This is a genomic window from Phenylobacterium sp. (assembly GCF_022402485.1).
GTDB lineage: Bacteria > Pseudomonadota > Alphaproteobacteria > Caulobacterales > Caulobacteraceae > Phenylobacterium.
The window spans coordinates 120,536-146,210 of record NZ_JAKRSA010000012.1 but is presented as its reverse complement, the minus strand read 5'-3'; the positions used below and the strand labels follow the sequence as shown (position 1 = coordinate 146,210).

Genomic DNA, 25,675 nt, shown 5'->3' with positions numbered 1-25,675 from the left:
CAACGATGCCAAACTCGTCAGCCGCCGCGAGATCCTTCGCACCGCAGAGGCCCAGTTGCGGAGATCGAGGACTATCCGTAGCCGCCCAGCTACCTGGAAGTCGAGCCGGGCGTGCGGATGGCCTATGTGGACGCCGGGCCGCGTGACGCTCGCGAGACCCTGCTGCTGCTCCACGGCCAGCCGATGTGGGGTTACCTCTACCGAAAGATGATCGGCCCCTTCGTCGAGGCCGGCTACCGGTTGATTGTCCTGGACCTGATCGGCTTTGGCCGCTCGGACAAGTACGTCGATCCGGCGCGCTACACCTATTCCGCCTATGTCGGCTGGGTCACCGCCCTGGTCCGTAAACTTGATCTGCAGCATGTGACAATCTTCGGCCAGGACTGGTGCGGGCTGATCGGCGGCCGGGTCCAGGCGGAGTACATCGAACGCTTCGCCCGAGCGGTGATGTCGAACACGGCGCTGCCGGGCCGAGGCATGATGGCGATCCCTGGTCTGACGCGGCAGGAGCCGCTCACGCCGGAACAGCTCGCCGAGCGCTTCGACAAGCTGAAGTGGCACCTGCTCCAGAAGGGACTGCGGGTCCGCGACCCCCGCGGCGGTCGCCGGCAGCGCCTAGATCGCGCCGGCGGCCCGTAGGTCCGCGATCTCGCAGGCTGAATAGCCCAGCTCCTCCAGCACGGCATCGGTGTGCTGGCCAACCCGCGGCGGCCCGCTTTGGATCGTGCCCGGCGTCTCTGATAGCTGCAGGGGTGCCCGGAACGCCGGTGCCGGCCGCGGCGCGCCCAGCGCCCGGGTATCGGCCATCAGTCCCATGGCCTGGACTTGAGGATGGTCCAGCACCTGCTGGGGACGAAGCACCGGGCCCGCCGGGATGCGCGCCGCCCCGAGGATCGCCAGCGCCTCGGCCTCTGTTCGCTCGGCGCACCACCGGGACATGCGCTCGGTGATCGGTCCGCTGTTCTCGGCCCGGGACTTGTCGCTGGCGAACTGCGGGTCCTCGAGCCAGGACGGCTCGCCCATCAGCTCCGCCCAGCGGCGGAACAGGGGCTGGCCGATCACCTGTGTCAGGATCCAGCCGTCGCGCGTCCGGTACAGATCTGTGGGTGCCGAGCCGTGGCTCTTGTTGCCGATGGCTTGGCGGTCGCTGTTAGTCACGGCCTGTTCGATGAGTGTCGGGGCCATGAATGCGAGCGCGGTCCCCAGAAGGGATGTCGCCACCGTTTGACCGCGGCCGCTGCGCTCACGCTCCAGCAGCGCCAGAACGACCCCGAAGGCGCTGTGTAGCGCTGTCCCGAAGTCCACCCAGGCCACCGGAGTTCGGTAGGGCTGGTCGGGCGTCCCAGTAAGGTGGACGGCACCGGACATGACCTGGCCGATCCCGTCGAAGCCGACCTGGTCGCGCAGCGGTCCGATGTCGCCGTAAGCCGAGGTCGAGGCCAGGATGATGTCCGGACGCAGGGCGGAGAGGCTGGTCTGGTCCAGCCCCATGGCGGTGAGGGTGGGGCCGGGCAGGTTCGCCACTACCACGTCGGCGGAACATAAAAGGCGTCTCACCACCCCGCGCCCGGCCTCGCTCATCGGATCAAGCGTAATGGAGCGCTTGTTGCGGTTCATTTGGGTGAAGACGGCCCCTTCCAGGCCTTCTCCGAGGGGGGAGACAAAGCGGTCTTCGCTCCCGCCACGCTTCTCGATCCGGATCACGTCGGCACCGAACTCCGCCAGCAGCGCGGCGCAGTAGGGTCCGGCGATGTAGCGGCCGAAGTCGAGGACCCGGACGCCGGTCAGCGGGCCCACGCGGGTCCCCGCTCGCCCGACGGCCGTCGAGGGAAGGATCTGAATGCTCGGCCTCACGGGTTCTCCGTTGCATCCGGAATGAGTGTTCTGATTTGCTTAACGCGGCGGAGCCGCGTGTAAAGGCCTTTCGACCGGCGCGCCGACAGGGTGGCAAGCAATTCAAGGGCCGCTTGACACCCGCTCGGACCCGGGTTCAATGAGAAGAAGAGTTCCGCTTCAAGAAAACAAGCAAAGTGGCGTTGGCGGGACGGACGGAGAGGGAACCGATGAGCTCAGATGCCAGCGTGACAGCCGCGGCACCCCCGGAGCCGACCCAAGCTGCGCCGTTCAGCCGGACCTACACGAGCTATGCGCTGTGGCTCCTGCTGATCGTCTCAACGCTCAACTACCTCGATCGCCAGGTGGTCAACATCCTGGCGGAGTCGATCAAGCAGGACCTAAACCTGAGCGACACCCAGATCGGCTTGCTCACGGGTCTCGCCTTCGCCCTCTTCTACACCTTCCTCGGCCTTCCCATCGCCCGGCTGGCGGATAACCAGAAGTCCAGCCGAGTGACAATCATCGCCGTATCCCTGGCGCTCTGGTCCGGCATGACAGTGGTCTGTGGCCTGGCGCAGAACTTCGCCCAGCTGCTGCTGGCCCGGGTGGGGGTCGGCGTAGGGGAGGCGGGCTGCGCGCCCGCCGCCCATTCTCTGATAACCGACATGGTCGCTCCTGAAAAGCACGCCTCCGCCATAGCCTTTTACGGGATCGGCATCCCCGTTGGCGGGCTGCTGGGCATGGTGTTGGGGGGCGTACTCACCGACCTCTACGGGTGGCGATCGGCCTTCCTGGTCCTGGGCCTGCCGGGCCTGCTCTTTGCGATCCTGCTGGTCTACACCCTCAAGGAGCCGCGCCGGGTGTTTGCGGCGGAGGCCCTGCGCAGCAACGCGCCGGCGGCACCCTCCATGTCGTTCCGGGAAGCGATCGCGGAGGTGATGGGGTCCCGGGCTTTCGTGCTGATCACCGTCGCCGCCTCGTTCGTCGCCTTCCTCAGCTATGGGAAGACCGTCTGGCAAGCGATCCTCTTCATCCGCACCCACGACCTGTCGCCGGGTCAGGTGGGCATCTGGCTGGGGATCAGCGTCGGGATCGCCGGCTCCATCGGGATGTTCCTGGGCGGGTTCTTCGCCGATCGTCTGGGTGCCCGCGACCCCCGGCGGATCCTGGCCGCGCCGATCATCGGCATGCTCTTCGGCGCGCCCTTGCTCATGGCGGGCTACATGCACCCGGACTGGCGGGTCGCCCTGCTGCTCATCTTCCTGCCGTCCATGGCCAACACCCTGTTCTATGGCCCCACCTTCTCCTGCGTCCAGCGGCTGGTAAGCCCGCCAGCCCGCGCCATGGCCACGGCGATCATCCTCTTCACCATCAACCTAGTCGGCCTTGGGCTGGGCCCGCTGTTCTTCGGGATGCTGTCCGACGCCTTCCAGCCGATCGCCGGCGACCAGAGCGTGCGCTGGGTGCTGGTGGGTGCCGCCGCCCTGGGGGTCGTACCTGCGCTGTTCTTCTGGCTTGCCAGCCGGCACCTTACCCGGGAGCTCAAGATCACATGACGCAGGCGCAGCTTCGCGCGACCGGCCGCGCTGGCTGAACGGCGAGAGGAGCAGTACCTTGGTCGAGGTCGTCACGATCGCCGACGCTAGGTATATCCGGGGCTTCACCAGAAGAAGAACGCCCTCAGCGACGAGCTCGCCGGTGGGGTGATCGTGGCAGTGGAGGCCTCCGTGGCTGACGAGAATGTGCGGGTTTTCGCCCTCACCGGCACCGGGCACTCGTTCTGCGCCGGCCTTGATCTCTCTCCGGAAAGTCACGCCACGCCGCTCTCGCCGCAGGCCGCACAGCTGGATGACATGCGGTGGGTGAGCAGCCGCCTCCTGACGCTGCGCAGGCGCTGCGACAAGCTGGTGGTGGGCGGCGTGAACGCTGTCGCCGTGGGCGCTGGCCTCGGCCTCGCCATGTCCACCGACGTGCGCCTGATCAAGCGCAGCGCTCGGTTGATGGCGGGCTACACCCGCATCGGCGGCTCCCTGGACGCCGGGCTCACGGTGACCCTTCTGCAGGCCATGGGTTATGAGCGGGCCATGCGGTTCATGATGGAGAATCGCACCGTCATCGGGGAGGAGGCCGTGGCGCTCGGCATGGCGGGCGAGGTTGTGGACGACGACGCCTGCAGCGCGCGCCTCGCGCATTCCTGCTAAGAGCTTTGCCAGTGGTCGCCGATCATGCTGTGGCTGCTGAAGCGCGGCATGTTCAAGGCCCGGGAGAGCACCGAGCTGGAGCAGCAACTCCGCTATGAACTCGCCAACATCCGCATCGCCTTCGCCAAGGAAGACGCCAAGTCGGCCCGCAAGGCCTTCTTCAAGAAGCGGCGACCCGTATTCCAGGGCCGCTAGCCTGTCGCTGTCGTTTGAGATCTACATCAGGAAAGCACGCCATAACCCTGTCCTACGACCTCTATTGGTCCTTCCGTTCCCCCTACTCCTACCTCCTTACGCCCAGGCTTCTGGTGCTGGAGTCGGAGCACGACGTCCGCTGCAACGTGAGGCTGGTCTATCCGATCGCGGTGCGCACCCCGGAGTTCTTCGGTCCGCGAGATCCGCTGTGGGTCAGCTACTTCATGATAGACGTTTTCTGTGAGGCCGAGTGGCTGGGTCTGCCGCTACGGTGGCCGCGGCTGGATCCGGTGAAGCGGGGGACCGATGGCGGCTATCCGAAGGACCAGCCCTACATCCGCCGCCTCACCCACCTGATGGGCGCGGCCAGGGCGCGAGAGCTCTACCTACTGTCCGACGTGATCACTGGCGCTCAGGCCGCGGCTCTGGGCCTCACCGACGTGCTCGACGAGGAGGCCATCCACATCGTCCGCACCATGATGTCCGAGGACCACAAGGCCGCTGCCAAGGCCTTCGTGGAGAAGCGCGCTAGTGTTCGCAAGCCGCTGAGCGGGACCTTAGGGCGCAGCGATGCGACACCGATCAACCCAGGACCCCGCCTGCGGTGCTGACCTCCGGCCAGCCGCGTTCATGGGAAAGTGCGCGACATGATGAGGATGGCCGTCGCGCTTGCATCGGCCCTGGTGCTCATGGCTCTCCCCTGCGCGGCCCGCGCGGAGGGTCCGCATGGCCTAGGCGGCGCTCGACCGGACTTGACCGGCGTCTGGACAAACGCCTCCCTCACCCAGCTCAGCCGGCCGCCGGGGGTCCCGAACCTGATCTTCACTGAGGCGGAGGCGCTTACGCTTGCCCGGGCCAACCCCCTTCTGCACCGTTCTAAGGCTGACGCTAGGCACACCGATCCCGCCGACGTACCCCCCTGCCGAAGGCGGTGCTAAGATCGGCGTTAACGCGTTCTGGATCAAAGCCGGCGACCAGTTCGCGCGGGTCCAGGGTCAACTCCGGAGCTCCTGGATCGTAGGGCCCGCGTCCGGCCCGCTGCCGCTCACGACGGCCGCCCTGCGGCGCTCGCAGGAGGCGGCCGCCACGCGAGCCTGCCAGGATCCCGCCGGGCCAGAGCACATGGCGCCCAACGACCGCTGCCTGAACGGCTCCCGCGGTTCCGGTGGGCCGGGGATGCTCAACAACATCTACAATTTCAACTACCAGATCATCCAGACGCCGGATAACTTGGTGATCGTGGTGGAGATAGTCCACGATGTGCGGACCATTCCGATCCACACCGGAAAGGCGCTCTCCCGGGAGAGCCGTGGGGCCGCGGCTCTGCAGCCTTGACTGGCAGACTTCGTGGGCTGTTAGGCGGGCGACTCGTGGATTGTCGAGATCGCCCACATCAATCCGCATCAGGTTCGGTTCGGCCCGATCTTCCTCTCGCCTGAGGAGCGGGTCACTGAACGTTTCCAGCGGGTCTCGCCCAGGCAGATCTTCTACGCTTTCGAGGTGGAGAACCCCGTACACTTCACGGCGGTCTGGCGCGCAGAGATGAGCCTCAGGGCCATCCCTGGGCCGCTTTACGAATATGCCTGCCACAAGGGGAACTACGCCCTGGGCGGGATGTTGGGAGGCGCCCGCCATGCGGAGGCGCGCAGCCGCGCCGAGGAACAAGGCGCCAGGGGGCGGGAGGCCCCGCCAGCCGCCGCCGTTTCCGAAAGTCGGCGGCTTCAGTTCAGGGGTTGATGGGGCGAGATGGACCTGCCGCGCCGGCCGAGCCCTGATGAAAGAGAAGACATCATGAGCCACCCCGCCTACACGCCACCCTGGATCCGGACCTGGAACAAGGAGAGCGGAGGCCGCTTCGCCAACATCAACCGCCCCTTCGCCGGCCCGACCCATGACAAGGACCTGCCCGACGAACGCCACCCGCTGCAGCTCTACTCCCTGGCCACATCCAATGGCGCGCGACGGTCATGCTGGAAGAGTCGCTGGCCCAGGGTCATACCGGCGCGGAGTACGATGCATGGCTTATACGCATCAACGAGGGCGACCAGTTCGGCTCTGGCTTCGTGGCGGTGAACCCCAACTTAAAGACCCCCGCCCTCCTGGACCGCAGCGGCCCTACTCCGGTCCGGGTGTTCAAGTCCGGCGCGATTCTGATGCACCTGGCGGAAAAGTACTGGGCGTTCCTGCTCACCGAGCCTGCGTCCCGCGCCGAATGCCTCTCCCGGCTCTTCTGGCAGATGGGCACCGCCCCCTACCTCGGGTGTGGCTTCGGCCGCTTCCACGCCTATGCGCTCGGCAAGATCGAATACGCTATCGCTCGCTACGCCATGTATGTGAAGCGGTGCCTCGCCGAGAGCGAGTACCTGGCCGGCGAGGACTGCACCGTGGCCGACATCTCCGTCTGGCCTTGGTACGGAGGCTTGGCCAAGGGCTCGCTCTATGGGGCGGAGGCGTTCCTGCAGGTCAAGAGTATAAGAACGTCGTCCGCTGGGTGGACGCCATCGCTCAGCGGCCGGCGGAGAAGCGCGGGCGGATCGTCAACCGCACCTGGGGTGAGCCTTCCACTCAGTTGCGAGAGCGCCACGACGCCAGCGACTTCGAGCTGAGGACCCAGGAAAAGCTGGTAGCGCCCGGCTGAGCCGGCGGTGGCGTGACGCGCCCCAGGTCGCCAGGTTCGCGTCACCAGTAGACGTACTCCTGGGTCTCCTCCTGGGGCTCCGCCAGAGTGTGGTCCACCGTAACTGGCGACTGGCCGAGCTGGGGCCACAGCGGCTCGGCCTGCGTCGCATTGTGAGCGGCCAGATATCGCTTCAGCTCGGCGACCTTGTCGGGCCTTGTCGATGCAAGGTTCACGCGCTCCGTGGGGTCCACCGAGAGGTCGTAGAGCCACTCCTTCTCGGGCCGGTCCGCCACCTGTAGCTTCCAGTCCCCGGCCCGGACGGCCTGGTAGCTGGCGTTCTTCCAGAACAGCATCTCGTGCGGCCGACCTCGTGCGCGACCCTTGACGTAGGGGACCAGGTCGACCCCGTCGATCAAGCGCCCAGCGGGCAGGCGCGCGTTCGCCGCGGCCACCGCTGTGGCGAAGATGTCGAAGTGCGAGACGGGTGCCCGGTAGGTGATCCCGGCCGGGATCGTCGAAGGCCAGCGCATGAAATAGGGCGTTCGGACGCCGCCCTCGAAGAATGTCAGCTTCCAGCCTCGGAACGGCCTGTTGACCTCGGGAAGGCCCAGGTAGCCGGCCCCGCCGTTGTCGCTGGTGAAGATAACCAGGGTGTCCTGGGTAAGGCCCTCTTCCTCGAGTTGTTGCAGGACGCGCCCGACGCCTCGGTCCAGGGCCCGGATCATGGCGGCGTAGACCCGCATGCGGTGGTCCGTGATGTGCGACAGGGCGTCGTAGTCAGCCTTGGTGGCCTGCAGCGGCGTGTGCGGCGCGTTGTAGGCGAGATAGAGGAAGAAGGGGCGGTTGCGATTGGCGTGGATGGCCTTGACCGCCTCGTCCGTCAGGTAGTCGGTGAGGTAGCTCGGGGGCCGGAAACCCGGGCCGCCGTCCTTCTGGGCGTAGAATGGCATCGACTGCCACAAGAAGCGGTCAATGGGGTCGAACGGCTGCATGGAGTTGACGGCGCGGGGGTCGTCCGCAGGCAGGTAAATCGAGCCACTTGTAAGCAGGCTTTCGGAGAAGCCGCGTCGAGTGGCCTCGAACTCCGGCGACTCGCCCAGGTGCCACTTTCCGAGATGCAGCGTATGGTAGCCCTCACCCTGCAACACCTGGGCCAGGGTGATCTCACTCTGCGGCAGCCCCATCTTCGTGAATGGTATGCTGTCCTTCTCCCGTTCTGGAAACGACACGCCGTTTCGTATGCCGTAGTTGAACGAGCGCATGCTCTTGCCGAGGTTGGCCGGCGCAGGCGTGAACTCGAAGCCGTAGCGCGTGGGGTAGCGGCCCGTTAGGATCGCCGCCCGGGAGGGCGCGCAGGTGGCATGGCCGGTGTAGCCCTGGGCGAAGTTGACGCCTTCCCGGGCGAGGGAGTCGATGTTGGTGGTCGGGACGGACCCGCCCGCCACGCCGCCGTCCGCGAACGTCAGATCGTTGTAGCCAAGGTCGTCGGCGACGATCAGGACGATATTGGGCTGGTGCCGAATAGGTGGCCGCTTCTCAGGGCCCTGCTGCCAAGTGTTCTCTATGGTCGGTCCCACGACCCGGGGGCCGAAGGCCGCCGCCCCCGCGGGAGCCTGGGCCATGGCCCCCGGTAGGGCGAGGGCGGTCAGGATGCAGGCCGCCATTCCGGCGAACCCAAGTGACCATCGACGTATTGTCAGAGCCATGTTCGGTCTTTCCATCGCAACACCATCGGTCAGGCGTGGCGTCAGGTCTCCTGCCATTGGCCGTGACAGTACGGTCTGCCCCTGTCACAAGTGAATTAGAATTCTTATTCATGCAACATGTAAGCGTTGTATGATTATTCGCCTGGGCCGATATCGCCGCCCGCCTCAGCCTCCAAGTTATACTATCAGAGCTCGAAATGGTGTCTCAGAACAACCTAAGATGCACTTTGACAAGTTTTGTCAGTGTAATGCGCTCAATTTTCGCTTTAAATCGATGATGTTGATCAGCGGTCGATATAGATCGTTGCCGAAGATGTATCCATAGCGTCGTACTTCGTCGTTTCCGTAGGAAATATCTACTGCCTGAAATAATAAAGGCAACAGAATATTCTGATGAATAGTGGATTGAAGGTGCCATAAGAGTCTTTTGTGGTATTCAAATGGCTCTTTGTCGGTGCGATTATTTGCGATGCGCACTGGCATCACCGTCCATCTGAGCCCGACCGATCGCAAGCGCCTGCGGGCGATCGTCGATGACCGCAACAACCCCCAGAAGCATGTCTGACGCGCCAAGATCGTGCTGGCGACGGCCGATGGACTGGGCACGTTGAAGATCATGTCCCTGGCGGGTGTCAGCAAGACGGCGGTCTGGCGCTGGCGAGTGCGGTTCATGGAGGCTGGGGTTGAGGGCCTGCTGCTCGACAAGACTCGACCGTCGCGGATACCCAAGCTGGCCTACGAGGTGGCCGATGGGATCGTCGCCCTGAACCTGGGCGAGCCGCCTAGCGAGACCACCCACTGGACCGGCCTAGTCATGGCTCAGGTCGCCGGCGTCAGCCTGACCTCGGTCCAGCGCATCTGGCGTGCCCATGGCCTGCCACCCTACCGCATCCGCACCTTCAAGCTGTCCCACGACCCCACTTTCGCCGCCAGGGTCTGCGACATCGTCGGTCTCTATGTTGAGCGAGATCGAAGTTGATCCTCGCAGCGGAGATGCGGCTCATCTGGCCATTCGCATGATGCATATTCATACCCTTTCCAGCATGCTGCATAGACCGAGGTCGTACTCCTTCGATGACTCTCGTCTGCACGAAGAGCTCGCGCTGATTATCGTTTTATACGTCGGCGCCGAAGATGGACCGATCTGCTAGACCGCTACTATATTTCGGGCCGTTAGGTGCAGGGGGGTGCTGGCATGTTAAACGCCGCGCAATTGGGACCCCCTTTCGCCACCCATTAAGGACCTCTCTTTTTCAAGCACGGATCAGCAGCGAGGCGCGTCGGCATCAACATGCGCAGAGCATCGCCACTGGGTGACCACAGGCAGTTTAGCTGCGCCAAGTGGGGGTGTGGGGTGAGTTTGGATCTTTGGATAACTTGGCGGGCGAGCTGATATTGCGGTGTCTGAGCCGCCAGCTATCGTTGCCTGTCTTGACGATGTCGCAGTGGTGGTTGAGCCGCTCGAGGAGTGCGGTGGTCACTTTGGGGTCGCCGAACACGGTGGGCCAGTCTCCGGTCATGCTCGACCATACCCTCGCCGAACCCCAGACGCTGAAAGACGAGTACGTCTACTAAGTCGGCTGAGGCACCGGCCAACGCGGATTCAGAAAACACTTGCAAAATAAATCAAACCGGGATAATGATTCGCAATTATTGCTACTTGTGATGTTTGGCGTTCTCCGGGAGGGAAATCATGATTTTGCGACCTTATATGCTCGCGGGAGCCTTCATTGCCCTCGCCTTTGGCGCCATGGCGGAGCCTGCCGGAAAGCCTGTACTCGCGAGCGACATTCCCGTCGCCCATACGCCACCCGGACCCAACGGATGGGGGCGCACCTTTCCGGCGCCGGTGCTCGCCACGTGTACCGAGCCGTTGGTAAGCGGCGCGCCGGACCTGCGGGGGATCTGGCGTATCATCGACCACAATGGAAAGCCGCCCCAAAAGGGTGAGCACCTCTACAACTATGCCGAACGGATCGAGCAATGCGGCGACCGTATTGTCGATATGGGTAGCGGCCAGATCGCCGACGCCAGGGCCGACGGGACCGAGAAGAACGCTGTGCGCGACGTTTCGGTGCGCGACTTCAAGACGCCGATCCTCGCCATCGCCAGCTATGAGAACGGCGTGTTCATCCTGCGCCCCAAGAGCCAGCCCGGTGTCGAGGTCCGACGGTGGCTTGACCCTGAGGGCCTGATGATCTGGACCCGGCCGGACTATGGCAGGATGCGGCTCGAACGCATCGGCGGACCCAACGACTCCTACACCCGTCCGGAATAGCCACGGGCGATGAGCATGCGGCCCTCAACGCTACCTGCCTCCGGTCTGCAACTCCGGTCACTGATCACGGCGGAGGGGGTCCTGGAGCTTTCGCTTGCGGATATTCCGGTTCAGGCCCCTAGAGATGGCGAAGTGCTCATTCGCGTGCAGGCGGCGCCGATCAACCCCGGTGACCTTGGCCTGCTGCTGGGCCCGGCGGATCTGTCGACGCTCAAGGTTACAGTCGGCAAAACGACTGCGGCGATACCGGCTTCGCTGCTGACGGGAGTCAGGGGGCGGATTGGCCAGTCCCTCGCCGTGGGCGTCGAGGGCGCGGGGACCGTGATTGCGGCGGGGAATGACGAGGCCTCCCAGGCGCTTGTCGGAAGGATGGTGGCAGTCTTTGGCGGGGCGATGTTCGCCGAGTATCGCGTGCATCGTACGGCCGATGTGCTGGTCCTGCCAAACGGAACGGCGGCTTCCGAGGGCGCTTCTTGCTTTGCCAACCCCATGACTGCGCTCGGCATGATCGAGACCATGCGTATGGAAGGCCATCGGGCGCTGGTGCATACAGCGGCGGCCTCGAACCTCGGTCAGATACTGAACCGGATCTGCCTTCGCGATGATGTCCAGCTGGTGAACATTGTGCGCAGCGACGCGCAGGCTGGCCTCTTGAGGCAAATCGGCGCGCGGCATATTGTGAATACGGGAAGTCCGACCTTCACGCAGGACCTTGTCGCAGCCCTGACCGCGACGGGTGCAACCCTTGCGTTCGACGCCGTTGGTGGAGGCCGTCTGACAAGCCAGATACTGTCCGGGATGGAACGGGCACAGGCTGCCAGCGGCGCCTACAGCCGTTATGGATCAAGTGTCCATAAGCAAGTCTACATCTATGGCGGTCTTGCGACCGGGCCCACGGAGTTGCTCCGTGACTACGGCATGGCCTGGGGTGTGGGAGGCTGGATCCTGACGGGGTTCCTGGCGAAGGCGGGTCCGGATCGTGTAAAGAGTTTGCGGCGACGGGTGGTCGACGAGCTGACGTCTACCTTTGCCAGTAACTATACCTCGGAAATATCCCTGCGCGACGCACTGCGTCCGGAGGTGATCGCCGCCTATCACCGCAAGCGCACGGGCGAGAAGTATCTGATCAATCCTGCGCGATCATAAGCAGCGTCCGGGCGCCACAAACACAGGCCTGGCTCCAGTACGATCGGTCAGCCCGCGCGCGCGGGTCGCCTGGCGGCCATCCGAAAACCCTCTACCCCTTCAGTTTGGCGCACCCTTCCGGGAGAGGGCGAGGGGACCCCCGATAAGGTCTTTGGGGGTCCAACACCGCTGCAGCTGCCGGATGCTGACGCTATTGGCGGTCCTCCATCTCGAGGCCAGGCTCGTCGCGGCGAGCGTATCCGGTCCGGTTCGAGGCCCGAACCGACATCGGGCGGCGCGCAAGGGATCTCTCCAGACCGGTATTGACACTACAGGAATCATGGTTCTGATTGAATCGGAATTTAAATTCACATACCGTAGTTCAACAAAAAACGTCAAAGCGGGGAGTAGAGATGTCCTATCGAGCGAAGGTCGAAAATCTGTTCGCCAGCACAGCCCTGGCTCTGGTCGCTTCCCTAATGGCGGCGTCTGCTACCCATGCAGCGGACGAGCCAGCGGAAGTCGAGACCCTGATCGTCACCGCAAACAAGCGCGCGGAGAACATTCAGGATGTCCCGATGTCGGTGTCCGCCGTCAGCGGCGACTTTCTTGAGAAGGCCGGGATCGGCAATGTGACCGAGCTCTCGCGCTTCATTCCTTCAGTGAACATCACCCAGTCGAACAACAACCGGAACTCGACCATATTTGTCCGTGGCATCGGGACTTCGGGCACCAACCCCGGCATTGAGTCCAGCGTCGGCATCTTCATCGACGGCGTCTACATCGTGGCCGCCGGCCCGATCCAGAGCAACCTGCAGGACATCTCCATGGTCGAAGTCCTGCGCGGCCCGCAGGGCACGCTGTACGGCCGCAATACGCCGGTCGGCGCGATCAATATCACCTCGCGCGAGCCCAGCCAGGACTTCGAAGCGATGGTCACCGTTCGCGGGGGCAACTACGATGACCGTTCGATCGGCGGTTATGTCGGCGGCGGGATTTCGGAGACCGTTTCCGCCCGCCTGTCGGCCTGGGCTTCGGGACGCGACGGGTACGAGGAAAACCTGTCCGGGCCGGAGGTCAACAATATCGACCAGTACGGATTCCGCGGGCGCGTGAAATGGCAACCGACGGATCGTCTGAAGGCGAACTTTATCGCCTACTATTCGCACATCGACTCGGCGTGCTGCACGGCCGAGACCCTCGACGCCACCGGCGTCGGCGGCATCGCGACGGCTGGGTTCCTGGCCGCGGCGGCGGCTACAGGCCGGCCCTTCCGGAACTTCGACGACAGAGATCACATCGTTGATGATGATGCAGCGGGCGACAACACCACCAAGGTTTACGGCGCGTCGATCGCGTTCGACTACGAGCTGCCGATGGACCTGACGCTCACCTCGATCACGGCATTCAACGGCTACGAGGACAACATCAAAAATCTGGCGGCCGACATGCTGCCGCAGATCACCACGGTTCCGTTCGGCAGCCGGCAGTTCGCGCGCTCAGAAGGCTACAGCCAGGAGTTCCGGCTCACCTCTCCGCTGGAACAACGCTTCAGCTACATCGCCGGGGTGTTCCTGTTTTCCCAAGGGATCACCTACACCACCCGGCTCGCCCTGGGTCCTCACGCGAACCGGGTCCTCCCGCCCGCGCCTGGCCGCCGCTTCCAGGTTGGCGACGTATCGACCTTCTACTACACCCAGGACACCCGAAGCGCCGCCCTGTTTGGACAGGGGACATTCCGGGTGACCGACGTGTTCCGCCTGACGGGCGGTCTTCGCTACTCCAAGGACAACAAGGACAGCTACCTGATCGCCGACGTGAACCCGACGGCCACGCCGGCGGCCCGGGCCGTGTTTCCGGTCAACCGTCTGGGCGACATCTCCCGCAAGGAGGACAAGGTCACTTGGTCGGCAGGCGCCCAGTTCGACGTTGCCCCGGATGTGATGCTCTATGCCCTGGCCGCGTCCGGCTACAAGACCGGAGGCTTCAACGCGCGATCGGCCGCCGCGGGCGTTCCGGTCGAGTTCGGTCCAGAGACCTCGCTCACCTACGAGCTGGGCGTCAAGTCGGTGCTGTTCGATCGCAAGCTGATCCTCAACGCCAACATCTATTCGATGAAACTCAGCGACTTCCAGGACTCGGTGCTGAACCCGCAGACGGGGTCGGGATTCATCGTCTCAAACGCGGGCGACCGCCGTGTCCGGGGCGTCGAGGCCGATGCGACGCTTCGTCCGATCCAGCCGCTGACCCTGAAGGCGACGTTGTCCTACATGGACGCCGAGTTCACGGACTACAGCGCCGGCCAGTGCAACAATCTGGGCTCGGTGCCGGTCGGCACGCGACCTGGGACCTGTAACTTTACTGGCCTCACCCCATCGCAGAGCCCGGAATGGACCTACAGCCTCGTGGCGCAATGGGACGCCCCGATCGGGGACACCGGTCTCGATTGGTTCGTGAACAGTGACCTCAGCTACACGGACTCCACGCTCCAGGAATCGACACTGGATCCGCGGTCGTTCCAGCCCTCCGTGACCTTGCTCGGCCTTCGCGCCGGGATCAGCTCGCCCAACGGCTGGCGAATTTCGGCCTACGGCAAGAACCTTACCGATGAAGCCTACTTTGTGCAGAAGACACTGCAGCCGGCCAACGCGTTCATCTCCGCGGGCGGTAACGCGCAGGCACAGGGCTTTGTCGGCTGGTACGCGCCGCCGCGCACCTGGGGCGTGGAGGCGTCCATGACCTTCTAGGGGCTCCTTCCTGGCCCTAGACTTGGGGGCCGCGTCGTCTGTGTCGCGGCCCTCCATTTTGGTGATCGGAGTAATTTGATGCGACTGAAGTCCGTCCTCCTGGCTTGCGCCGCCTGCATCGCGCTCGCAGCCCCAACCGCCGCCCAAACGCCGCCCCCGACCGCGGACTCCACGCTTCCGCCGGGGGTCACGCTCCGCAGCCCTCAGTTCGAAATCGGTCCGCCCCGCGACGTCGTCTGGCAGCAGGGCCCCGCGACCCCGCCAAGGGGCCGCAAGCAACCCAACATCATCGTCATCATGGTCGATGACATGGGCTACAACGATATCACGCTCAACGGTGGCGGCGTGGCCGACGGGGCGGTCCCCACGCCCAACATCGACTCTATTGGCCGCGACGGCGTGAGCTTCTCCCAGGGCTATACCGGGCACGGGACCTGCGCGCCTTCGAGGGCGGCGCTGATGACGGGGCGCTACCCAACTCGGTATGGGTTCGAGTTCACCCCGACGCCATTGGCGTTCGCGCGGCAGGTGCGGGCCTTCCACTATGGGATCTTCAACCCGGTCTACTTCCGCGACCGCGAGTCCGAACTGATCCCCTACGCGGATATGGGGGTTCCAACCGACCAGGTGATGTTGCCCGAGATTCTAAGGAACGCAGGGTACCACACCGTCCTGTTCGGCAAGTGGCACCTAGGTAATTCACCAAAGTTTCAACCGCATAACCGAGGGTTCAACGAGACTCTAGGCTTCGATGGAGGAGGCGCGTTGTTCCTGCCGAGGAACGATCCGAGGGGGGTAAACTCATTCCAGGGCTTTGACCCGATCGACATGAACCTGTGGTCGATCCTGCAGTTCTATGTCCGCAAGGACGGCGGGCCGGCGTTTCAACCCAAACGTCACATGACCGACTACCTGACCGATGAGGCCCTCAGCGCCATCACGGCCAACCGGAACCGACCGTTCTTCATGTTTCTGTCCTATAACGCGCCGCACACGCCGCTGCAGGCGACGAAGGAAGACTACGACGCCCTGCCACAGATCGCCGATCACCGGATGCGGGTCTATGCCGCGATGATCCTGGGGCTGGATCGCAACATCGGCCGCGTGCTGCAGAAGCTGCAGGAAGAAGGCCTGGATAAGGACACGCTGGTGATGTTCACCAGCGACAACGGCGGCGCCTACTATATCGGTCTGCCCGATATCAACCGGCCATTCCGGGGGTGGAAGCAGACCTTCTTCGAGGGGGGCATTCGCACGCCCTTCCTAATGCGCTGGCCGGGGGTCATCGCGCCGGGAACAAACTATCGCGCGCCGGTGACACACTTCGACATCTTCACTACAGCGGCTGCAGTGGGCCGAGCCAACCTCCCGAGAGATCGGGTGTTGGATGGCGTCGACCTCCTGCCGTTCGTCCAGGGCAGGAAGACTGGCCGACCGCACGAGGCGCTGTTCTGGCGTGTGGGGGACTATCGGGTCGTACGCGCGGGCGACTGGAAACTGCATATGACGAAGCTTCCGGCTAAGGCCTGGCTCTACGACCTCGCTTCCGATCCGACGGAACGCAATAATCTCGCGGAGTCGCGACCCGACAAACTTGCGGAGCTGCAGGCGCTGTTGGCCAAGCATGACGCGGAGCAGGCGAAGCCCCTCTGGCCCGAACTCGGCATGACCGCCATCATGCTCGACCACTCGCTCATCGACCCACAGCGGCCGACGGACGAGTACGTCTACTGGGGCAACTAGCAGCGGCGACTTGACGGGCGGCCTGGGTAGAGGTCGACGTAAGTTTGACCCAGGTGTCCGCTAAGCGAGTACGAACACCGCGCTGAGTGTTGGCCTATCCGCCCTTAGATGAGCCGCCAGACCTTGGCCTCCTCCGCCTAGAGGTCCTCGTTGTGAACCGGAAGTTCTCTCCTGTCTTGTTCCCTGATCTATTGATGTGGTCAAGTCGTGCGCAGTTGGCGATAGAGTCGCCGTGGGGACCGAGCGCCCCTCAGGTTTGGCGCTTCGCGCCCGTCTAACCCTCTCGCCAGAGGGCCCCGGCACGGAGTTGAGGCGGCTTGGAACACGAACTTAAGGAGGTAGACGGCGTCATCCCCGCCAACCAGGCCCGCAGCCGCGAGGCTCAGGCCCGCTTGATCAAGGTCGGAGAGCAGTTCTTCGCGAAGAAGGGCTACGACGAGGCGCACGTCAGCGACATCACCGCGGCTACAGGCTGTTCGATCGGCAGTTTCTATTGTCGGTTTCGCGACAAGGAAGCGCTGTTTCGGACGCTGCATGTCCAGTTCGCTGCGCGGACGCGCGAGAATATTGATCGCTTCTTCGCCATGCCATAGTCGCGTGACGCACCGACGGACCATGTGCTCTGGGTGCTGGTGCAGAACACAGCGCGACGGGTTCAGCGGCACCCAGGCTTCTTCCGCGCGCTCTTTCAACGAACACTGGCCGTCGCGGGCCATCTTTATCGGCTGGCGCTTGTGGCCGCTGACGAATACTCAGGCCTCAAGCTCGCGGAGTTTCTGCGGAACCGAAACCACACGGGCATAGAGGGTGACCTCGACGAGGCCTGCAGCTTTGGCCTTCGGACGGTTCAGTCCGCGCTGGTGCATCGCGTGGTGCTTGAGCAGGACCCCGCCTACGGCTTTCCGACCTACGCCGTGGAATCTCTGGCTCGAATGCTGGTGCTCCACCTTGGCGTCGTCCTGCAAACGCAGCGCTAGCCTCCGCGCGGCGAACGCAACGCACACAAAGCAGCTTGTAGCGAACCAAAGTTCCGGTTTACGTAAGCTCGGATGATCGCAGGAGGCTGAACTGCTCCTATCGCTCGACAGCGCCGACCTGACCGACATGGCTGAGCGGTTCAGGGGCCATTGCGACGGCCCATTCGCACTCTACGGGGCCTATGCATCGTTCTATACCGGCAAGACCCGCAGCTATCTGCGCAAGAAGGGTATTCCTTTCGTCGAGCGCCTGCCCAGCCACCCCCGCTTCCGTGAAGAGGTCAGCCCGGCGGCGCGATCTAAGCGTATCCCGATCCTGGAGACGCCTGAGGGCCATGTGATCCAGGATACGACGGCGATCTTCGACTACCTTGAGCGCCGCTTCCCTGACCCGCCGGCGCTACCGTCAACGCCGCGACAGAGGCTGGCCGCCTACCTCGTCGACCTGGTCGCCAGCGAGGGACTGAAAGTCGCTTGGCACTATCGCTGGAATTTCAAGGAACCGAATCTCCACTTCGTGACCCGAGAATTCGGGCGCAGCTTCAAGCCACGGGGCTCTGACGAACTCCTTGACCACTATGGGAACGTGGTCGCGGCACAGATGGATGGTCACCGCCCCCGACTTGGCATCACGCCCGAACTTTATCCTGTGATGGAGGAGATCTACTTCGACATCCTCGATACCCTGGAAGCGCACTTCACCGAGACGCCTTACCTGTTCGGCGGCCTTCCGAGTGTCGGCGACTTCGGGCTGATGGGCCCCCTCTTCGCGCACCTCGGACGTGATCCCTGGCCTTTGCACCTGATGCAGAAACGGGCGCCGCGGGTCTTCCGCTGGGTGGAGCACATGAACACGCCAGAGATCCAATCGCCGGAGTTCTGGGACACCCCTATGAGCTATCTCGCGGACGACGAGGTGCCCGACACCGTGGTGCGGCTGATCCGCATGTTCTGCCAGGACAATACGCCCATCTTCCAGGCCACCGCCGGCCTCTATCACGCCTGGATGGAAGCGCGGCCCGACCTTCCGGCGGGATCGCTGATCTCGGACGTCGACGAGGACCAGCCAAACCTCGGGCCGATCACCACCTCCCTGAGGGGCCACAGGATTACTGCCGGTTCGCCCGCACATGCGCTCTGGGTGCTGCAGCGGACGCTGGACTGGTTGGCTGCGCTGCCGCCCGATGACCGCGCCGCCGCTGATGCGTTGGCTGCGAGTTGCGGAGCTACGGATCTCTTGTCGGTAACGCTCGCCCGTCCGCTGACCCGCATCGGCAACCGTTTAGCGGTTGCCTGAAGGAGCCCCGCGATGATCGATCTCCACTTCTGGCCCACGCCCAACGGATGGAAAATCACCATCATGCTGGAGGAGACCGGCCTGCCATACAGGCTGGTTCCGGTGGATATCGGCAGCGGCGGCCAGGACACGCCCGAGTTCCGGGCGATCTCGCCGAACGGCCGGATGCCGGCGATCGTGGACGCGGAAGGCCCGGGCGGCGAGCCAATCGGAATCTTCGAGTCTGGCGCAATCCTGCAGTACCTCGGCGATAGGGCCGGCGCGTTCTACCCACCGGAGCGGCGGGCCAGGACCCAGGTCGAGGAATGGCTGTTCTGGCAGTGCGCGGGGCTTGGGCCTATGGCCGGGCAGGCGGCGCACTTCCGCTACCGCGAGGAGCGCATCGACTATGCGCTGAACCGCTACGTGAACGAGACCAAGCGGCTCTACGGCGTGCTCGATAAGCGTCTGTCAGAGGCCGAGCACGTGGCCGGCGAATACTCGATTGCCGACATGGCCATCTGGCCTTGGACGCGGGGTTACAAGGGCCTTGGGATCGACCCGGCCGAGTTCCCCAACTTCTACCGTTGGTTCAAGCAAGTCGGCGCGCGCGAGGCGGTTCAAAGGGGATCGGCCATCGGCAAGGACGCCTTCGCCGAGAGCCAACGCAAGATGATCAAACAGGAGGTCGCACGATGAGCGCCGTCTACCGCATCTTCGGCTCCGAGATGTCGCCATACTCGGTGAAGGTGAGGTCCTACTTCCGGTTCAAAGGCATCCCCCACCAGTGGATCCCACGCGGGCCGGCCAACGAGGAAGCGTATAAGCACTTCGCCAAGCTGCCGATCGTGCCCACCGTAGCGACACCGCAGGACGAAGGCCTTCAGGACTCTACGCCGATCCTGGAGAAGGTCGAGGTCGCGCACCCCGAACCCTCGATCCATCCGACCGAACCGGCGCTGCGGTTCCTCTCGGAACTCATTGAGGAATTCGGGGACGAGTGGGGCAACAAGCTGATGTTCCACCACCGCTGGTGGGACGAGGTCGATATCGCCGCTTCGGCCCAGACCCTGGCGCGGCTCTCCATGCCGAGGGGCGATGAGCCGGCGGTCGCCGAGCGTACCGAGATGATCCGCCAGCGCATGACCGGCCGCGGCCATTTCGTTGGCTCGAGCGCCGCAACAGCGGACTTGATCCGCGCTTACCTCAACGAGTTGCTCGACCTGCTGGAGCCGCACTTCGAGACCCGGAAGTACCTGTTCGGCGGGCGACCGGCGTTCGGCGATTTCGGTCTGTCGGCGCAGCTCTACGAAGCATCGGTCGATCCCACCTGCGGCAGCATCCTGAAGAGCCGCGGGCCGAACACGTTGGCCTGGTGCCACCGCATGCTGGAGCCCCGAAACGACGGGCCATTCGAAAGCTGGGAGGCCTTGGCGCCCACGCTGAAGCCCGTTCTGGCCTACATCGGTCGCTACTTCCTGCCCTGGACAACAGCCAACGCAACGGCGCTCGCCGAAGGTGCGGAGTCGTTCACGGTGGACCTCGCCGGCAAGGCCTACGTGCAGCCGCCGCAAAAGTATCACGCCAAATCCCTGGCGATCATCCGCGCCAAGCGCGCGGCGGTTTCCGATCCGGAACTAGCGGCGATCCTGGCGGAAACCGGCTGCGAACCCTGGCTGGCTGGAGGGTGAGGCCATGTCTGACGTGGCGTGTCTCACCCGCATGGCCAATGTCAGCCGCCTACACGGGCGTGAGCGGCCATACGCCATCGCCAGCGATTTCAAAGACCGCGCCACCAGTTTCGGCGAACTTGACAGGCGCGCCAGCTAGGTTGCGAACGGCCTGATCGGGCTGGGGCTCGTGCCCGGTTCGCGGGTCGGCTACGTCGGCAAGAACCAGGACTGGGTCTTGGAGGTCGTGCCGGGGACCTTCAAAGCCCGAAGAGTGATTTTAGGGCTGAATGGACGGTTGGCCCCGCCGGAGACGCCTTTCGTCAATGGTCTGACCCCATTGTCGGGTGCGCCATTTCCATTTTTCAGGATAGGTCGCGGTTCTCCCGACCGTGCCATATGCGCAGCACGATGATCGCCTCGGGGGTGACTTCGTATCGCAGCTCGTAGTCGCCGACGATGATCCGGCGAACATCCCGTGGGCCGTAGGCGTCCAGCCTCTCACCGATCTGCGGATGATCGCGCAGCCGATCAGGCGCCCGGGCGAGGCGTTGGATGATCCGTGCCGCAGCCTCTGGAGCCACAGGTAGAAGAAGTCGTGCTGGCGAGCCAGGTCTGAGGCCGCGCTGCGGGTCCATTGGACCTTCATTTGGTCGGAGGCGGCAGGGGCGCATCCGCGGTCAGACTCTCGGCCCAGGCCAGCACCGCCTGCTGGTCGATGACCCGCCCCGCGTCCACGTCCTCAAGGGCTTCCAGCGTCATGCGATGACGCGCCTCATCCTGATCAACCCACGCGGCCAGCGCCTGTTTCATGATCCAGCCCCGCGACCGGTCGAGGCGGAGGGCTGCGGCCTCGACCTTGTCGGCCAGGTCCAGTGGAATATGTGCGGTCAGCACTTTGGTCGATGTCGCCATCGCATCACGCTCCATCCGAGTGACCAGATTGCCACCAGCACCGCCGACGCCCAAGGGCGACCTTTGCCTCAGGGACGCCTCCGTCTAGGTTGAGGTCAGACTGTGGCTTGCGTCGGAGCAACGCGACCGCGCCACCCCTCTGGGCCTGATGGACCATGTCGAACACCGCCCCGAACACTGCCCCGAACACTGGCAGGGCCGAGCTGAACTTGCCCGACGAGGCCTTCGCCGCCGTGGTCGCGGCCCATGTGCCGGGGGCGAGGTTCCAGCGGGCCAGCCGGCTGACCGGCGGCGTCTCGGCTGAGGTCTACCGGCTCGACTGCGTGGCGGAAGGCGGGGCGACCCGCAGCCTCGTCCTGCGCATTCATGGCCCCCACCACAATGGCCACCCGGCCGCCCTTGAGTTCGGCATCCTCCAGGCGGTGACCGGCCTCGGGATCTGCGCCCCCCGCGCCCTGGCCCTGGACGAGAGCCTGGGGCTCATCCCCTATCGGTTTCTGCTCCTGGATCACCTTGAGGGCGAGACGGCGGCGCCGGCGGACCCAGCCGACAGCCGCATCGTCCGGATCGCCGAGGCGCTGGCGCAGATTCATTCGGCGAGGGTCACCGGCCTGCCAGCCCTGCCCAGCCGCGATGATCCGCTTCCCGAGGTCTTTGACTACCTGCCCAAGGGCCCGGCGTTCGAGGCCCTGCGCCAGGGGCTCTCCCGTCTGGGGGATACTGGCCACAAGGGCGCCCCCGCCCTGCTGCACGGGGACTTCTGGCCCGGCAACCTCCTGTGGCGGGGCCAGGAGCTGGTGGGCATCCTGGACTGGGAGGACGCGGCGGTGGGCGACCCGCTCTCTGACGTGGCCTGCACCGCCCTGGAGCTGCGCTATGTGGTCGGGCCCGAGGGGGCCGAGCACTTCCTGCGCGCCTATGACAACCTGCGCCCCATCCCGCGCCAGCGCCTCGCCCTCTGGCAGATCTATGTGGCGGCGGCCGGCCAGCATTCCATGGCCGCCTGGGGCCTGGCGCCCGCCCGAGAGGCCCACATGCGCGCTACCGCGCTCGCCGTGATCGAGGACGCCGCCGCCCTGGTGCGCTGAGCGGCGCCCGTGCCTGTGCCCGTGGCAGCGCCCTTGCCTCGTCGGCGCCACCGTCTAGGTTGAGCGCGGTGAGCCCATGCGGCGGCCACCGGGGAGTTCTAATGCCGGCTGATTTTGACGCCTTTCTCCGCGCGCTCGCATCGACCCCCATAGACGGGAAGACCGAGCATTCTGATCGGGGGGCGCTCGAAATCCTCTTGCAGGCCTCTGCGGACGACGCCGAACCCGGCGCCCATGTCCAGCACGAGCCACGGAGGGACAAGAGCGGCGGCGGTTCCCCGGATTTCAAAGTCACGCGCCAGGGTCGTATCGCCGGCTATGTCGAGGTCAAGGCCATCGACGAGAATCTGTCCAAGGTTCTCAAGTCCGACCAGATCAAGAAATACCGAAAGCTCTCGGATAACATCGTCCTCACCGACTACCTGGAATTCTGCTGGATAAGGCCGGATGGCGAAGTGCTTCGCCATCGCCTAGCCTATTCAGAGGACCTCTCCGCCAAGTCGCTGCGGCCAAAGGCGGAGTCCGTTGAGGCTGTCCGGATGTTGCTCCGGGGCTTCTTCTCGGCCACGCCGGGCAAGATCACCAAGTCCCAGGACCTGGCGCTGGCTTTGGCCAGTCGTGCGTCCATGCTGCGCGACTTCCTCACGACCGAGCTTGATCGGCAGGAGAGCCAACATACCGAGGGCCGGCTGTTCGCCCTCTACGAGGCCTTCAAGGTGCAGGTCTTCCACGATCTGGCCGTGCCCGATTTTACCGACGCCTTTGGCCAGATGCTGGCCTACGGCCTGTTCCTGGCGCGGCTGAATGCAGGCGAGCACCAGACCGTCACCCTACTCAATGTGCGCCAGTTCATCCCGGGGAGCTTCGCCCTGATCCGCGAGCTTGTGCGGTTCCTGGAGGAGATGAACGAGGAGGAGTACCGCGACATCCGCTGGGTGGTGGATGAAATCCTGTCCATCGTGAACGGGATCGATCTGGCCTCCATCCATGGCGATCTCAGCTTCCGGTCGCGCAAGGCGATCAGTCGCAAGGTCCGGGCCGGGGACGAGGAGGAACACCGCCTCTTTGAGCGCGACCCCTTCATCTACTTCTACGAGGACTTCCTGAAAGCTTATGACCCGGCCATGCGGAAGAGCCGGGGCGTCTACTACACCCCGCCGCCTGTGGTGAACTTCATCGTCCGGGCCATCGACGACATCCTGAAAGACAAATTCAACATCCGCGACGGTCTGGCCGATCACCGCAGAGTGACGGTGCTGGATTTCGCCACGGGCACCGGCACCTTCCTGCTGGAGGTTATGGAGCGCATCTTCGACAATATCGGTGGCCCAGACGCCGGCCGCGCCGACCAGATCGTGCGCGAACACGTGACCAAGAACCTCTACGGCTTCGAGTACTTGATCGCGCCCTACACGATCGCCCACCTGAAGCTCTCGCAGTACCTCAAGGACAAGGGCCACCCGCTGCAGGACCAGGAGAGGCTACAGGTCTTCCTGACCAACACCCTGGAGCCCGTGGAGCCGCAGCGGAACCTGCTGATGCCGGCCCTGTCCGCCGAGGTCGAGGCTGCCCAGCGGGTGAAGGACCAGCCGATCCTCGTGATCACTGGCAACCCGCCTTACTCGGGGCATTCGAAGAACAAGGGCGCCTGGATCACGGCCCAGATTGACGCCTACAAGTTCACTATCGAGACGGATGAAGAAGGGCGCGAGTTTCGGAAGCCCCTTGGGGAGCGAAACCCAAAATGGCTCAACGACGACTATGTCAAGTTTATCCGGTTCGCTCAGGACAAGATGGACCGGGTTGAAGAGGGGATCGTCGGCGTCATCACCAACCACTCATGGCTGGATAACCCGACCTTTCGTGGCATGCGCCAGTCGTTGATGCGGACCTTCGATCAGATTTACGTGCTCGACCTGCATGGGAATACGAAGAAGAAGGAGGTCGCACCCGACGGATCGAAGGACGAAAATGTCTTCGATATCGAGCAGGGGGTGGCGATCAGTCTGTTCGTGAAGAAGTCGGGACTTGAAAGAGGCGTTTGGCGGGGAGACCTGTGGGGGAAACGTCTCGAGAAGTACCGCGCTACCGCAGAGGGTGATCTAGATCGCCTCGGCTTTGAGCGCATTGAGCCCGCACAAGGCTTCTATCTGTTCACCAAGCAGGATGCGGAGGCGAGAGCAAGATACAACACAGGCCATTCTCTGACAGACATTTTTCCTGTCAACGTTCTAGGTTTTCAGACTCACCGAGATGCCTTTGCGATCTCATTCACGAAGTCAGAAATGGAGCAAAAACTAAAAGCTCTCGCAGATATCCAGAACTCAAACGAAGATCTGTTCAAACGCTATGGCATTAAGAGCAACCGTGATTGGGACCTAGACGAAAGCCGTGCGTCCGTTCGTCGCTCAATGCCGAGCATCACCAATATCGCTTATCGTCCATTTGACAATCGGTGGAGTGAGTTTGGTCACGTGACGATGGACTATCCGCGCCGCGAGCTTCTCGATCATGTCGCCGGGGTCGAAAATCTGACTCTTTTGGTGCCAAGGCAGATCGGAACTCCAGTTTGGCAACACATCTTCATTGCCGACCGCCCAGCGGAAAGCTGCATGATATCGAGTGACACCAAATCGCAAAACCAAGTTCTTCCTGTTTGGCTATCGGGGCGGCGTGAGAATATATCTGTAGAATTTCGACAGTATTTGGACTCGCGTTATGGCCATCATTTCGGCCCCGAAGAGATTGTCGGCTACATCTATGCCATCCTACACGCGCGCACATACCGGCGGCGCTTCGCAGAGTTCCTGCGGATAGACTTCCCGCGCATCCCCTTCGTTGACACCAGAACCCAGTTCGACGCCCTATCGGACCTCGGGTGGGACCTGATCCAGGCCCATCTGCTGCGCGAGGTGCCGGCCACGAAACCCCGGCTCGGCGTCTATCACGGCAAGGGCGACCATACGGTCGAGGCGGTGCGCTACTCCCCCGACGAGCAAGCCATCTGGATCAACAAGGCTCAGTACTTCGGCCCGATCCCCCAGGAGGTCTGGGACTTCAGGATCGGGGGCTACCAGGTGCTCGACAAATATCTGAAATCCCGCAAGGGCCGCATCCTGTCGCTGGACGAGCAGACCCATATCGGTGATGTGGCTGAATCGCTGGCCTTCACGGTCTCGCAGATGGCCAGGATCGATGAGGCCTATTGCGAAGCCTTCCCAGAACATGCGGGAGATCCGAAGGCCAACGGGGGATAAGTCCCCCGCCGGGCTGTCACAGGGGTGAGGTCCGGGCGATA

Annotated in this window: 23 protein-coding genes and 2 pseudogenes; 18 read left to right on the top strand and 7 right to left on the bottom strand. The window is 63.9% G+C overall.

Annotation, left to right across the window (positions count from 1 at the left end):
- The first annotated feature begins 117 nt into the window (after positions 1-117).
- Positions 118-639, top strand: a complete 522-nt coding sequence (locus MH112_RS04475; RefSeq protein ID WP_296564608.1) for an alpha/beta fold hydrolase — start codon at positions 118-120, stop codon at positions 637-639.
- On the opposite strand, the gene MH112_RS04470 is transcribed toward MH112_RS04475, so the two are convergent.
- Entirely contained in the window at positions 616-1,797 is a 1,182-nt protein-coding gene (locus tag MH112_RS04470) for a CoA transferase (RefSeq protein ID WP_296564440.1), read from the bottom strand. The genes MH112_RS04475 and MH112_RS04470 overlap by 24 nt on opposite strands.
- 266 nt (positions 1,798-2,063) lie before the next feature.
- On the opposite strand from MH112_RS04470, the gene MH112_RS04465 reads away from it, so the two are divergent.
- The 6 genes and pseudogenes from MH112_RS04465 (at position 2,064) to MH112_RS04440 (ending at position 6,838) form a co-directional block, all read left to right on the top strand.
- Entirely contained in the window at positions 2,064-3,392 is a 1,329-nt protein-coding gene (locus MH112_RS04465; RefSeq protein ID WP_296564437.1) for an MFS transporter, read from the top strand.
- Between the two features lie 120 nt (positions 3,393-3,512).
- Positions 3,513-4,037, top strand: a pseudogene (locus tag MH112_RS04460) (enoyl-CoA hydratase/isomerase family protein); the annotation flags it as partial.
- Positions 4,038-4,061: 24 nt separating this feature from the next.
- Positions 4,062-4,232 carry a hypothetical protein gene (locus MH112_RS04455; protein WP_296564435.1) on the top strand — a complete coding sequence of 57 codons (171 nt, stop codon included), beginning with the start codon at positions 4,062-4,064 and terminating at the stop codon, positions 4,230-4,232.
- Positions 4,233-4,246: 14 nt separating this feature from the next.
- Positions 4,247-4,843, top strand: a complete 597-nt coding sequence (locus tag MH112_RS04450; RefSeq protein WP_296564431.1) for a hypothetical protein — start codon at positions 4,247-4,249, stop codon at positions 4,841-4,843.
- Between the two features lie 565 nt (positions 4,844-5,408).
- Positions 5,409-5,567 (top strand): hypothetical protein, encoded by a 159-nt coding sequence (locus MH112_RS04445; protein WP_296564428.1) that lies wholly within the window; start codon positions 5,409-5,411, stop codon positions 5,565-5,567.
- A gap of 632 nt (positions 5,568-6,199) precedes the next feature.
- A complete protein-coding gene (locus MH112_RS04440; RefSeq protein ID WP_296564425.1) occupies positions 6,200-6,838 on the top strand; it encodes a hypothetical protein in 639 nt (212 codons plus the stop codon).
- Between the two features lie 73 nt (positions 6,839-6,911).
- Here the strand turns inward: MH112_RS04440 and MH112_RS04435 are convergent, their stop codons facing one another.
- Together MH112_RS04435 and MH112_RS04430 are read right to left on the bottom strand one after the other, a co-directional pair.
- Positions 6,912-8,516 carry a sulfatase-like hydrolase/transferase gene (locus tag MH112_RS04435; protein WP_296564423.1) on the bottom strand — a complete coding sequence of 535 codons (1,605 nt, stop codon included), beginning with the start codon at positions 8,514-8,516 and terminating at the stop codon, positions 6,912-6,914.
- 282 nt (positions 8,517-8,798) lie between these two features.
- A complete protein-coding gene (locus MH112_RS04430; protein ID WP_296564421.1) occupies positions 8,799-9,176 on the bottom strand; it encodes a hypothetical protein in 378 nt (125 codons plus the stop codon).
- Here MH112_RS04430 and MH112_RS04425 point away from each other — a divergent pair.
- Positions 9,175-9,537 (top strand): leucine zipper domain-containing protein, encoded by a 363-nt coding sequence (locus MH112_RS04425; RefSeq protein WP_296564419.1) that lies wholly within the window; start codon positions 9,175-9,177, stop codon positions 9,535-9,537. The two genes, MH112_RS04430 and MH112_RS04425, sit on opposite strands and share 2 nt — an antisense overlap.
- 349 nt (positions 9,538-9,886) lie before the next feature.
- On the opposite strand, the pseudogene MH112_RS04420 reads toward MH112_RS04425, so the two are convergent.
- Positions 9,887-10,066: pseudogene (locus MH112_RS04420) on the bottom strand (ATP-binding protein); the annotation flags it as partial.
- Between the two features lie 185 nt (positions 10,067-10,251).
- Here MH112_RS04420 and MH112_RS04415 point away from each other — a divergent pair.
- From MH112_RS04415 to MH112_RS04395, 5 genes are all read left to right on the top strand, one after another.
- Positions 10,252-10,836, top strand: coding sequence for a hypothetical protein (locus MH112_RS04415; RefSeq protein WP_296564416.1), 585 nt, complete (start codon positions 10,252-10,254; stop codon positions 10,834-10,836).
- Positions 10,837-10,968: 132 nt separating this feature from the next.
- The gene (locus MH112_RS04410; protein WP_296564414.1) at positions 10,969-11,982 is read left to right on the top strand and encodes an NADH oxidase; all 1,014 of its coding nucleotides are present in this window, start codon (positions 10,969-10,971) and stop codon (positions 11,980-11,982) included.
- Between the two features lie 392 nt (positions 11,983-12,374).
- Positions 12,375-14,708 carry a TonB-dependent receptor gene (locus tag MH112_RS04405; RefSeq protein ID WP_296564413.1) on the top strand — a complete coding sequence of 778 codons (2,334 nt, stop codon included), beginning with the start codon at positions 12,375-12,377 and terminating at the stop codon, positions 14,706-14,708.
- 78 nt (positions 14,709-14,786) lie between these two features.
- Positions 14,787-16,451 (top strand): sulfatase-like hydrolase/transferase, encoded by a 1,665-nt coding sequence (locus MH112_RS04400; protein ID WP_296564411.1) that lies wholly within the window; start codon positions 14,787-14,789, stop codon positions 16,449-16,451.
- Positions 16,452-16,768: 317 nt separating this feature from the next.
- Complete coding sequence (locus MH112_RS04395; RefSeq protein WP_296564408.1) at positions 16,769-17,044, top strand: TetR/AcrR family transcriptional regulator; 276 nt, start codon at positions 16,769-16,771, stop codon at positions 17,042-17,044.
- A gap of 159 nt (positions 17,045-17,203) precedes the next feature.
- On the opposite strand, the gene MH112_RS04390 is transcribed toward MH112_RS04395, so the two are convergent.
- Positions 17,204-17,416, bottom strand: a complete 213-nt coding sequence (locus MH112_RS04390; protein WP_296564407.1) for a hypothetical protein — start codon at positions 17,414-17,416, stop codon at positions 17,204-17,206.
- Between the two features lie 139 nt (positions 17,417-17,555).
- Here MH112_RS04390 and MH112_RS04385 point away from each other — a divergent pair, with 139 nt between their 5' ends.
- Genes MH112_RS04385 through MH112_RS04375 form a run of 3 tightly spaced genes read left to right on the top strand, consistent with a single transcriptional unit; the run spans position 17,556 to position 20,395 of the window.
- Positions 17,556-18,725 (top strand): glutathione S-transferase family protein, encoded by a 1,170-nt coding sequence (locus MH112_RS04385; RefSeq protein ID WP_296564406.1) that lies wholly within the window; start codon positions 17,556-17,558, stop codon positions 18,723-18,725.
- Positions 18,726-18,737: 12 nt separating this feature from the next.
- A complete protein-coding gene (locus MH112_RS04380) occupies positions 18,738-19,403 on the top strand; it encodes a glutathione S-transferase N-terminal domain-containing protein (protein ID WP_296564405.1) in 666 nt (221 codons plus the stop codon).
- The gene (locus MH112_RS04375) at positions 19,400-20,395 is read left to right on the top strand and encodes a glutathione S-transferase family protein (protein ID WP_296564404.1); all 996 of its coding nucleotides are present in this window, start codon (positions 19,400-19,402) and stop codon (positions 20,393-20,395) included. The genes MH112_RS04380 and MH112_RS04375 overlap by 4 nt, the downstream gene beginning before the upstream one ends.
- Before the next feature lie 344 nt (positions 20,396-20,739).
- Here the strand turns inward: MH112_RS04375 and MH112_RS04370 are convergent, their stop codons facing one another.
- A complete protein-coding gene (locus MH112_RS04370) occupies positions 20,740-21,012 on the bottom strand; it encodes a type II toxin-antitoxin system RelE/ParE family toxin (protein WP_296564403.1) in 273 nt (90 codons plus the stop codon).
- A gap of 7 nt (positions 21,013-21,019) precedes the next feature.
- On the bottom strand, positions 21,020-21,289 hold the full coding sequence (locus MH112_RS04365; protein ID WP_296564401.1) for a ribbon-helix-helix domain-containing protein: 270 nt from the start codon (positions 21,287-21,289) through the stop codon (positions 21,020-21,022).
- 155 nt (positions 21,290-21,444) lie between these two features.
- On the opposite strand from MH112_RS04365, the gene MH112_RS04360 reads away from it, so the two are divergent.
- Positions 21,445-22,377: a phosphotransferase gene (locus MH112_RS04360; protein WP_296564399.1), complete on the top strand. Its 933-nt coding sequence runs from the start codon at positions 21,445-21,447 to the stop codon at positions 22,375-22,377.
- A gap of 101 nt (positions 22,378-22,478) precedes the next feature.
- A complete protein-coding gene (locus MH112_RS04355; protein WP_296564397.1) occupies positions 22,479-25,634 on the top strand; it encodes a type ISP restriction/modification enzyme in 3,156 nt (1,051 codons plus the stop codon).
- Positions 25,635-25,675: the final 41 nt, after the last annotated feature.